At 52.6% G+C, this 10,916-nt stretch carries 11 protein-coding genes; all 11 read right to left on the minus strand.

Annotation, left to right across the window (positions count from 1 at the left end):
• Positions 1-155: 155 nt before the first annotated feature.
• Positions 156-899, minus strand: a complete 744-nt coding sequence (locus AC19YX_RS35010; protein ID WP_078471679.1) for a glycosyltransferase — start codon at positions 897-899, stop codon at positions 156-158.
• On the minus strand, positions 896-1,807 hold the full coding sequence (locus AC19YX_RS35015; protein ID WP_500608018.1) for a glycosyltransferase family 2 protein: 912 nt from the start codon (positions 1,805-1,807) through the stop codon (positions 896-898). The genes AC19YX_RS35010 and AC19YX_RS35015 overlap by 4 nt, the downstream gene beginning before the upstream one ends.
• A gap of 48 nt (positions 1,808-1,855) precedes the next feature.
• Positions 1,856-3,250 carry a polysaccharide deacetylase family protein gene (locus tag AC19YX_RS35020; RefSeq protein WP_500608019.1) on the minus strand — a complete coding sequence of 465 codons (1,395 nt, stop codon included), beginning with the start codon at positions 3,248-3,250 and terminating at the stop codon, positions 1,856-1,858.
• Positions 3,251-3,252: 2 nt separating this feature from the next.
• On the minus strand, positions 3,253-4,218 hold the full coding sequence (locus AC19YX_RS35025) for a GNAT family N-acetyltransferase (RefSeq protein WP_078471682.1): 966 nt from the start codon (positions 4,216-4,218) through the stop codon (positions 3,253-3,255).
• Between the two features lie 145 nt (positions 4,219-4,363).
• Positions 4,364-5,104: a class I SAM-dependent methyltransferase gene (locus tag AC19YX_RS35030; RefSeq protein ID WP_500608020.1), complete on the minus strand. Its 741-nt coding sequence runs from the start codon at positions 5,102-5,104 to the stop codon at positions 4,364-4,366.
• Positions 5,105-5,137: 33 nt separating this feature from the next.
• The gene (locus AC19YX_RS35035; protein WP_500608021.1) at positions 5,138-6,643 is read right to left on the minus strand and encodes a hypothetical protein; all 1,506 of its coding nucleotides are present in this window, start codon (positions 6,641-6,643) and stop codon (positions 5,138-5,140) included.
• Positions 6,644-6,649: 6 nt separating this feature from the next.
• Positions 6,650-7,708 (minus strand): pseudaminic acid synthase, encoded by a 1,059-nt coding sequence (gene pseI, locus AC19YX_RS35040; protein WP_500608022.1) that lies wholly within the window; start codon positions 7,706-7,708, stop codon positions 6,650-6,652.
• Between the two features lie 14 nt (positions 7,709-7,722).
• Positions 7,723-8,244: a UDP-4-amino-4,6-dideoxy-N-acetyl-beta-L-altrosamine N-acetyltransferase gene (gene pseH, locus AC19YX_RS35045; RefSeq protein ID WP_238596167.1), complete on the minus strand. Its 522-nt coding sequence runs from the start codon at positions 8,242-8,244 to the stop codon at positions 7,723-7,725.
• A complete protein-coding gene (gene pseG / locus AC19YX_RS35050; RefSeq protein ID WP_500608023.1) occupies positions 8,241-9,368 on the minus strand; it encodes a UDP-2,4-diacetamido-2,4,6-trideoxy-beta-L-altropyranose hydrolase in 1,128 nt (375 codons plus the stop codon). Before pseG ends, pseH begins: the two co-directional genes overlap by 4 nt.
• Complete coding sequence (gene hisF, locus AC19YX_RS35055) at positions 9,365-10,153, minus strand: imidazole glycerol phosphate synthase subunit HisF (protein ID WP_500608024.1); 789 nt, start codon at positions 10,151-10,153, stop codon at positions 9,365-9,367. Before hisF ends, pseG begins: the two co-directional genes overlap by 4 nt.
• Entirely contained in the window at positions 10,147-10,791 is a 645-nt protein-coding gene (hisH, locus tag AC19YX_RS35060) for an imidazole glycerol phosphate synthase subunit HisH (protein ID WP_078471688.1), read from the minus strand. Before hisH ends, hisF begins: the two co-directional genes overlap by 7 nt.
• Positions 10,792-10,916: the final 125 nt, after the last annotated feature.

Consider the following 10,916-nt stretch of genomic DNA (forward strand, 5'->3'; position numbering starts at 1 on the left):
GCGCTGACTAAGACCTTGATATTGCCCGACCTGGATCGTGGCGCGTTCTTCGACGCTGAGTTCTGTATAGGACATGGCGGCACCTTACCGGAGGGTGAGGTGTTGCACTCAGTTTTTGCGGCCGCCAAGTGAATGCTGACAGTGCGATCGCAGTATTATCTGGACCTGATGATTGACTTTGAAAAATGATACAGCACCGCCAATAGGTTTTTAATGCTTTTATTCAAGACGAATTCCCGCGCAGCCAACCCTGTCGCTTCGGCATATCCCAGCAGTTTTCTTTGTGAGGCACCGCTGTGTATTCTGTAATCAAGTAGCACTTCATCCATGTTTGCCCACTTGACGCCAAACCGCTTGAGTCTTAGCCACAGGTCATAGTCTTCAGAGTTGAAGCCAGCGTTATATCCGCCGGCTTTGATAATCAACTCTTTTCGATAAATGATGGTGTTATGCGCAAAGCAGTTTTTATACCGGAGCATCTTGTCTATCCGGGCGCCCTTGGGGTAAATCCTGGTCCCCAGTACGGCACCTTTGGGATCAATGAGCCTTAGGTCGCAGCCTACGAAGTCCAGATTGTTGGCTTGCATGTAGGCAAACTGTTTTTCCAGGCGATCGGGCCAGCAGACATCATCCGCATCCATTCTCGCAACATAGTCGAACTTGGCTGCGTCGAGCCCGATGTTCAGCGCGCAGGCCAATTGTGGGATCCTGCTCTTGATCACTCGCAAGCGCGGTTCACTGCTGTAGAGCTCGCTGAGGCAGGATTCAACCTCATCACTAGAGGGGCCATTGGCGACGATGATCAGCTCGAAATCGGAAAATGTCTGAGAGAGAACACTGTCGACGGCCAAAGGAACAAACTCGTCGAATCTGCTGACGCCCATAACAACACTGATCATTGGTCCACCGCCGTGTTACGTCGACGATCCATCCGGCTTTTTACCCGATAGACGAAAGATGTACCAAAAACCATGAAGGACACGGTTTTCAGCCATGCAGCATCTATCGGAAAGTAAAAGAAATATTTCAGTTTTCCCCTGCCAAAGAAGGCATCCCTCAAGGCAATGGACTTCCTGAAGTAGGCATTTGGCCAGAACCCCTTGATGTAAGGTTTTATGGCCGAGAAAAAGTCATAATGCCGCGCGTAGTCTCTGGCGACAGAGTCCTGCGTGGGAACAACCGTCCCGCAGTCATTTCCCGCATGTAGCCTGTAGTACAGAACCGGTTCAGTGACCACGGCGACCCTGTTGTCTTTAAGCAGGAAGAAGGAGATCCACCAATCTTCAAACTTGATATGTTCAGGCAGTGGGAAGATGCTCTTGGCGTCTGTTTTCCACAGCATGGCACAGCCTCCGGATAGGCTGCTTCCTAATAGGTTTTTCAAGTAGTTGGGCTGGGCAGGTAATGCTGTTCCGATAACGGCCTTAGCGTCGTTGTCATAGCGGAACAGGCCGCCGTAAACCGACTTTTCGGTCGCCAGGGCTTCATCCAAGAGCCTTCTGGTCCTTCCTGAAACTAAAAAGTCGTCTGCGCCGAGCAGGCAGATGAAATCGCCTTCAGCCATTTCAAAGGCACTGTTGAAGGCCGCATTCTTGCCCTTGTTTTGCGAGAATGCATGTATCTTGATCTTTGGGTTTTCAGCAAATCGCGAGTGCACCACAGACAGTGAGGAATCGGTCGAACCGTCATCGACGAGGCAGACTTCAACGTCCAGATCTTCGCTGGCTTCCTTCAAGACTGACTCAATTGCTTCGACTATATACTCCTCCTTGTTGTACAAGGGGATTAAATATGAAACCAGATGCATGTGAGCCCTCAATCTAACGGTGTACTTCGAAGTGAATCGATTTTGATTTTAAGAGTTGCTTTGGCAAGGTAGTGGCGTTTGTTTATAACTAACGACAGCCTTGTATAACTCTCGTTCTGCTTCACTGTCGAACTGTGAGTTATGCCACAGCAGGGTGAAGCATCCACCTACCGCAAGACAGGTCTCTTTCAGGTCTTGAAACTTTTTCAACGCCGCTTCGCCTACGCCCAAGCCCATATAGTGTGGCGCCGTGACGGTTGACTCCATGGCAATCAATGGGCGTATACGCAAATTCAACTGTTTGCCTTCGACTGGATCATAAGCCGGGTACTCGTGGCAGGTTCCGCAACGAAAACCGACGTAGTCAGCGTAACCCAGGGTGCTGTCGTAAGTTAGACCCGCTGCGTCCCAGGCGCGCATTGTAGTGGGATGCTCCCATCGCAGATAGTGCATTCGGCCACCCCAGACGGTTTGCCGGATATTCTCTTCCTCACATGTTCTTCTCAGGCGCTGAGCCTCGGCTTGAATCTGTTGCGGATTCTGAAAAGAGTTATAGCTGGGGTGTAGGCCTATCTCGTGGCCGCGCCTGTGGATATCGTGCATCAAGGCTCGAATAGCTGGATGCTCCGGTTCATAGTCGGCGTCTTTAGCGCGATCAGTTCTGCCGCAGATGAAGTAGAAAGCACTGACCAGTCCATAGCGCTCCGACACATCCATGATCCAGTTGAAAGTGTTTGCAGGGTCGGCGGGATGCAGTGACGTCTGGCTATTGAAGCGTATCCAGGGTGCCAGAAACACCCCTTTGAAGTTTCGGCGTTTCAGTGCGTCCGCCACCATCCCTCGAGCAATGCCTACTGGCGAGCGAAATCCATACTGACTAGGCATATCGACGTCATGGGAGACTTTCATGCCGGACTGCTGCTGCTTGAGCTGTAAATTGGGCCAGGTTTTTTGTATGACTTGCCCAAGAATGCCCAGCCACTCATCTACCACGGGGCGCTCAAGATAACCGTGCTTGAAGGCGTGGGAAGAAGTTGCCGCAAAACGCTGGTGGGTATCCAAGTTCGTGCGATTGGTTTCCTCCAGGCGTGAGAGCATCCAGTAAGTCAGCCCGAGGATGTCATAGTTGATGCGGTAGCCGTTTTGTATGGGCTCGATCAATGGCGACGATAGAGTACTGGCCCCTGGCGCGGGTAACGGGCGGTCCAGGAGTGAGGCCCACCCATCTCCAGTTGCATCCCATGTTGTGAAAGGCAAATCTGAATTGGCTTTATTGAAGCTGATAGGGTCAATCGACAGTAGTATCTGTACGGGGCTTTCCTGATAGCTCAGCCAGAGTGTGTCGGACTCAGTAGAACTGATAGAAAAGGTATGGCCAAAACGTTCAGCCAGAACCTGTTGGAGCCAGCTGAAAATGGATTGGTTCGGCCATGCACTTTGCATCGTTACTTCCCTACTTTCAGTTCTTTGAGGAATTGTACTGTTCTAATCATTCTGGAGGGTGTTTTTGTCACCGCGAAATAGGGCGTCTGTATTGCACCGAAGGCTCTGAAAAAGCGTTCAACCGGTTCTATCATCGAACCCTCAAAGTCGAAGCGCTTAGTCACGGTCGAGGCGAACTTGATCGCTTCCCACATGCACAGGCTGGTGGCTCCGCTGTTGCGTAGTTCAGGATCGCCGCCGCCCATCAGGTAGTAGGCGCTGTTTTCGTCCCAAATCAAATAGACAGCAGCATGCCGTTGCCCCTGCGGGTCTTCTGCGATGAATATCTTGCGTGAGCTGTGTGCAACACATGCTTTGTCGAGGTTTTCGACAAAACTCTCGGAATAGGGAAGCGGCATCCCCTGACGAGTGAAGACCAGGCGATTGAGGGCCAGAAAGTCCTTGATGCCGAGGTCGTCGCGAACTCGTACATTGAAGCGGTCGCTGGCTTTGCGTATGTCGGTTCGAATGTTGGCTTGGACCTCTTGCCACAGCGCTTCCTCATTCGTCAGTTCAGGCAGGACGTAGGTGTAGCGTGTGGTCTGTTTGAACCCTCGCCAGAAGAAGGGCAGCCAGTTCTGTTGTTGGTAATGCCAGTTCTGGCTGTACTGATCGAACTTGGGAAGCTGATCGATCAAAGCTTCCATCAGGTCCTTTTGCTGCCCCAGAGCCTTCGCATATTTCGCATTACTCTCCCGCAGCCATGGGCCGAGGAACTGAGTCAGAGAAGGTTGGGTCAGCAACGTGGACCAGCGCTGCCTTTTAGTCAGGTAAGGCAAGGCAGCCATGAGCTTGCCGCCTTTTTCAACGACAGCTACATCCCAGTTTTCTGCGCCCGCTGTAGCATCGAGCCACCAGGCCTGACTGAATATAGGGATTGTTTTTTCTGCTATGCAAGCATCCCTGTAGAGTTTCTTTTTTTGCTGCATACAGAAAGCCATCAGTTTGAATTTAGTTGTGGAAAGTACATTTGATTTGCTTTTTAAAGTACTTGCCTCGATACGGTATATTTCAATGCTTTTTGACGTGGAGTGAAGAGCGAATTTGCTCAGTTAAAAGTTTTGCGCTCTACTATCAGCTCTTGTCCGGGAGTTTACGTATGATTGCGTGATAACGGTACTCATAGTACTTTGAACTGATGAAGTTTATTTCAAGGTTCAGCTTCTTGCATGTCTCGAACCAGAAGTAAGGGGTGTAGGCGAATCCCATACCTTGGTCTTTCCACTTGATCCACTGTTGCCGGCCTAACCTGAAGCTGGCCAGTTTCGCGCAGGATATCAGGTCTCTGGCAATCGAATTGGTTCGAGCTGTCAGCCCATTCAGCGCAGATTCTGGTTGTGTCGAGTAGTAGGATCCCATGCCCAGTGTCATGTAGCGGATCGGATCCACGCAGTCGAACAAGTAGAAAGCATGAGCCTGTTCATTGCGTGCAAAGAGTCCGATGACCCTAGCCATTTCTGTTGGGTTCAAGTACTGGTTCAAGGCTTCGGTCGTGGTCCAGGTTGGGAAGCTGGACTGGGGAAGGATCTCGAAGATGTCAGCCACATCCAGATCGATATCGATGTCCTTGAGGCGCTGCTTGGCAGATTCGATCATGGAGGGGGAGTAATCAATTCCCTTGGAAATTCTTGCCAAGGGTATGAGTTGCTCCAGCAACTCTCCTGCGCCGCAGCCCAGGTCGATGATTTCGCCTGTGGAACCGAACTCCTCCATGACCTGCGCACATTCAAGTGCCTTCTTCCTGAAGTATTCGGTGCTGGAGAAGCGATGTCCGCTATTGGTTTTGTCTTGCCAATAGTCTTTGGGGTTGTTCATAGTAGTTAGCCACTAAAAATTGAGCATGCAGATTCAGTTTGAGGTCAGCTCGAGAATCATTTTTTTTGCAGAAGGCTTGTCCTGGGCTTTAAGGAATCGATTACCGTTGTTCAAATGGTTTGCAATTGCTACAGCCCATGCTTGTCCTTCTTCTCTACGTTGTGCAATCCCCAGGTTTTGCCACTCCATGTAGTAACTGCAGTTGTGATCAAGCAGTGTAGGGACGCCTTCAAGTGCGGCTTCGATAGTAACTGAAGAGTTGAGGGTGACATGTAGATCAGCCAGCTTCAAAACGTAATCGATAGGTAGGTTGGAGCATAAATCCAAGTCGCTGCACTTGTTTTTGAATCGAGCTGAATAGATATCCTGTTTGTCCATCATTGCCGGGTGTAGCCGAAACAACCAGAATACGGATTCGCACTCAGGGCTCTGCATCGCGTTGAGCAGGGCTTGAAGGAAATCCTCGCACTCTATGGGCTGCAAGGTGATCAGAGTGACTCGTTCACAGCCGGAGTTCTTGATGCGAGATGTCAACGTTTTATATTCGGAGAACTCAACATCCACCTCGCTCAAGTACTGGCTGAAGATTCGCCCTCCCAATATCCCTGTGTGAGCCTGGCCTCCCCATGAGTTCACATTGACTACATCCTCAGCCGTCCAGTTCCAGAATAATCGAGGCAGCATGTCCCAACCACCCTCAGGAACCCGGCCCCAATTTCCATATGCAAAATGCCCGGGACCTTGCACGCCGTGCTGCAGATCAATGGTCTTTATGCCAAGTGCATTGGCCGCCGCCATCAAGGAAAAGCCGAGAGTGTTGTAGTAAGTGACGACCAGTACAATATTCGGCTGTGTGGATTTCAGGACTTTTGAAAAACGCTCTTTATGCAAATCTAGCTGTGTAAGGGCTTTCTGGATCGCAGGAAAGTTGATTGAGCGGGCGGTGAAGCCTTGCAACTCAATCTCGCTCTTCAGGTTCTCAATCAGCGCAATATCACTCTCTTCCAGTTTTGTGGATTTGCTTCGGGATCCACCTAGAAGAGAAATTAACGTCAGATATTTTTGTATATAGGCTGTCTTTTCCGACCTCGGAGTGCGGTACTCAGCGCCAGGGACAAACTCTTCGGCGTAGAAGCTGATTTGGTTGTTCGCCGCCTCACACCAATGCCTCAAAGGGGAAAAGAATGCGTCGAAGTACTTGCCCTTAATTTTCAAGCTGCGGCAGGTCGAGTGCGTCAGATAGTAGACATCAGATGGTCCACTTCGACCCAGGTTGCTCTTCGGGTCAATGAAACTCTCAAAAAACGAACTAAGCGCGTATAGGTATTTTCTAAACCGATCTTTGATCCCGGCTTTTTCCTGGGCGGGCGGAACCAGTGGATCATTCTCAAAACCGAGCATCATCCGCAGCAAGGGCCAGTATTGCGTGCCCTTATAGCGCAGTGACGAAACATCATATTTTTTTTCAAGCGTGCACAATACGTCAAGAAAATTTCTTTCACTGACAGCAAGTGCAAGATTGCTTTCTAACTCCCCCACCCGGCGTTACTCCGCAATTACTTCGAAACTGACAGCGGTATTGGCGGTTATGTCTCTAGTCACTCGCTTTCCAATGACCAGGTCATAGCACTTGGGTGGAAGTCCATAGCTCGGGCGTACGCTGCGTATCGCGTCCGGGGTAATCAATTCTCCGGCTTTCAAGTCTTTTACAAAGTACAAGGAGCGGCGGAATTTTGCGTTGCCTTGTTCACTCGACTTGCGTGCGTAATCGACCTTGCCCATGGCCGACCATGCCGTCTTGCTGTTACGGCAGAGCTCGGCCAGTTCGGCAGGTTCCAGCGAAAAACTGTCATCAGGGCCGCCACCACTTCGATTGAGAGTGAAGTGTTTCTCGATGATCGAAGCGCCCAGGGCAACACTGGTAATGGCTGTGGTGTTGTCCAGCGTATGGTCGGAAAGGCCTGTGACCAATCCAAATCGCTGAATCATTTCGAGAATGGTGCGTAGGTTATAGTCACTGGCCGGAGCAGGGTAGCCACTCACGCAGTGAAGAATTGCCAGCTCCTTGCAGCCGTTGGCTTTCGCCGTATCTATGGCTTCCTGAATTTCCTCGGCATCAGCCATGCCGGTGGAAATGATCATGGGCTTGCCGGTACTTGCGACATACTTGATCAGGGGCAGATCCACTGCCTCGAAAGAGGCAATCTTGTAGGCCGGGGCGTTGAGATCTTCAAGCATGTCTACAGCGGTGTTATCGAAGGGCGAGCTGAAAATGGTAATGCCCAGTTTCTCCGCATGCTTGAACAAAGGAGCATGCCAGGCCCATGGCATGTGGGCTTCCTGATATAGCTGATAGAGAGTTTTCCCATCCCAGAGCCCGCCGTGTATCTGAAACTCTTCAGAGTCGCAGTTCAAGGTGATGGTGTCGGCGGTATAGGTTTGTAACTTGATGGCGTCAGCGCCTGCCTTTTTTGCTTCTTCAATGATCTTCAGCGCAGTTTCCAGCTTCCCGTTATGGTTGGCGGAAAGCTCGGCGATGATGTAGGGCGGAGCGTCCAGAGCAATGCGGCGACCGGCAATGTTGATACTGTAAATGTTTGACATAAAGTCGGTGCCTCTCAGGTATTTAGTTGCCATTCAGCGGCAAGAAGGCCAAAACACACAGTGTCGTGATAGCTCTGACCATCGAAATGTTGCTCGCGCAGGACGCCTTCCTGTTGAAAGCCAAGACTGCGATGCATCCGCAATGAGCGTTCATTGTAAGCCAGCACTTGGCCACAGACTTTGTGCAGGTTCAGCTCTGTAAACCCATAGTGCAAAGCCGCCTGGCCCATATTGCGACCTGTGCCCTTCGGCGCTTCTGGGGCCGCATAGAACCCCCAATCGGCGGTTCGGCCCTGTGCAGTCTGGTGGAAGTTCACATAACCAAGTGCAACTCCCTGGCTTTCGAATATCAGTAGATCGCGACGGGGGTCTGCGCACGCCTGTTCAAACCAGCGAGTGTGTTCGGCGCGCTTGATCTCATGTTGGGTATGCATGTAGCTGCGCACCGCTTCGTGGTTGCGCCAGGCGAGTACTTGATCGATATCGTCGTCAGTCATCCTGCGTACCAGCCACTGATTGTCGCTTTGTCTGGTCATTTAGAGAGCTGCTCCAGTTTCTCTACGACATAACGTGTGCCGCAACCGTCGGTGACGCCGATCGCTGCTTCAATCATCTGCTCCAGTCTGGAGCCTTGTTGCAGGTCGGTCAGCGCAGCAGGCAGGCGATCGGTGATTTGCTCTACGGTTCCCAGCAGTTCCCCGGCGCCGGCGTTAGCCAGGGCATGGGCCCCAGGCCATTGGTTCTCGGCGATTACCACCGTCAGGGTGGGCAGCCCCATGCAGCAGCGCTCCCAGGATGTCCCGCCCGCGGCACCGATCGCCAGGTCGCTGTCCGCCATCCGTTGTGCCATGTCGCTGATATTGACCAGCACTTCGGTTGGTACCGGCATCAGGGCACATTGCTCTCGCACGCTTTCCAGCCACGGGGCAGTGGCGCCCATCACTGCCCAGATGCGACAGTCGTCCGGCAGTGCACAGTTTTTCAGGACATCCAGTACCTGGCCTGTGACATTATCCTTGTCGACACCGCCCATGCTGATCAGCAGTTGTCTGAGCCGTGGGGTGGTCCGGCGCTTGATGCTGTAGTCGCGCAGTTGTGCGAAATCGGGTCGCAGCAACGCATATTTCGAACCAGCGAGCACTTCGCAGTGAGGCAAAACCCAAGAACCATAGTCCGCAGCCTGGCGTCCCAGATTCTGGTCCAGCAGCAGGTCGCAGCAATGGGCACGGTCGGCTAGGTCGTCAATCGCCATCAACTTGCCGCACAGAGGTCTGACGGCCTGCTCCCAGCGAGCATCAAGAGCGTAGTGATCGACGATCAACCAGTCAGGCTGCAAGTCTTGCAGAATAGCTGCCGATTCACTGGCATCGTGTTGCTGCGACACTCCCAGCCACTTGCAATGGGCAAGCTGCGGGCCATGTTCCTCGCGCTTGGGCGAGGCGGCCTGCCGCATAGGAGCCGTAGTGGTTGTGGGGAGCACATGAACGCGGTGCCCCTTGTCCACTATCAGTCTGGTTAGGTTCTCAGGAGTTCCGCGACAGATGAAGTGGCTCTCAACCGTACCCAGGGACAAGGCGTCGGCCAATGTGAGGCAGCGCATCACATGGCCAATGCCGATGTTCACCGAGGCATCGACACGAAACGCAACGCGCTCGATCATCGAGACCCAGCCGAATCAAGGTATGGCTTGCGGATGGGAACACCTGCGGCGGCCAGGGCGTTTTTCGCACCGGCAGGAGTCTGTTCGGTGAAGTGGAACATGCTGGCAGCAGCGACTGCCGAGGCGCCAGCCTGAGTTACAGCCTCGACCATATGCTGGTAGTTGCCTGCGCCGCCCGAAGCGATTACCGGGATGTTGACAGCCTTGACTACAGCCTCGATCAACGCCAAGTCATACCCAAGTTGCGTTCCGTCTCGATCGATCGATGTAATCAATATCTCGCCGGCGCCTCTTGCTTCCACTTCGCGTGCCCAGTCAGCAACTTTACGACCTGTAGCCTGTTTTCCCGCATGGCTGAAGCACTGCCAACCACTGCCGTCCGACTCATTTCGGACATCGATGCTCGCCACGACGGACTGCGCACCATGGCGCTTGGCAATTTCACTCAGCAGTTCCGGGGTGGTATAGGCCGTGGTGTTGATGCAGACCTTGTCCGCACCAGCTCGAAGCAGTCGCTGAACCTGGTTGATATGAGTAATGCCGCCACCCACGGTCAATGGAACAAAGCACTCTTGGCCGAAGTCATCGACAGATTCGAAATCCAGATCTTCATCTGACTTGTGAGCCACGATGTCCACCAGGATGAGCTCATCAACTTCACGCTGGTTATAGACCTTGATCGCGGGCATGACGGATCCCACTCTTCGCCAGCTGTCAAAACCGATGCCTTTTACCAAGCCTAATTGTTTCCACAGCAGGGTTGGAATTACGCGAACCTTCAGCATTCTGGCGCCTCTACAAAGTTTCGCAGCAACCGAAACCCGGCCCTGGAGCTTTTTTCTGGATGAAATTGTGTACCCCAAACACGACCGCGTCTGACAGCGGCGACCACCGGGACACCATAGTCCGTAACGGCCAGAATATCGGCACTGTCCTCTGGCGTGAATGCATAGCTGTGTACGAAGTAGAAGTCCGTGCCATCAGGTATGCCATCGAATAGTTCACGCTCTGCGGCGCATGCCGAAACGTTGTTCCAGCCACTGTGAGGCACGCGCAGGGTGCAGCCCAGCGAACTCAGATGCTCGACCTTGCCTGGGATCAAGTTCAACCCGGGAGTCGTCCCCTGGCCATCACTTTGCGCGCCCTCCATGCTGGTGGTAGCAAGAAGTTGCATGCCGACGCAAACCCCTAGCATGTGTTTGCCGCGGTGTTGAACTTCCTCATGCAAAGCGTCGACCCACCCCCCTTTGTGCAGGAGCTGTGCGCAATCGGCAAAGTTGCCCACGCCAGGTAGAAGGAGCCGATCGACCGTGTGCATGTCAATGGCGCGATCCACCAGGACCGGTGTGACGCGCAGGGCCTCAATGGCGCGCATCACCGATCCGAGGTTACCGACTCCATAGTCAATAATACCTATCTTCATATTAACCTGGCAAATAAATAGGGCATATTAGATAATCTGTCTCCATGAAAATAGATGCCCGTAAACTCAGCCCCCAAGAACAACGTGAAAAGCGCTCCACGGCCCTACGCATGCGTGAGCAGGGT

The sequence above is a fragment of the Pseudomonas sp. MF09150 genome (assembly GCF_059862355.1).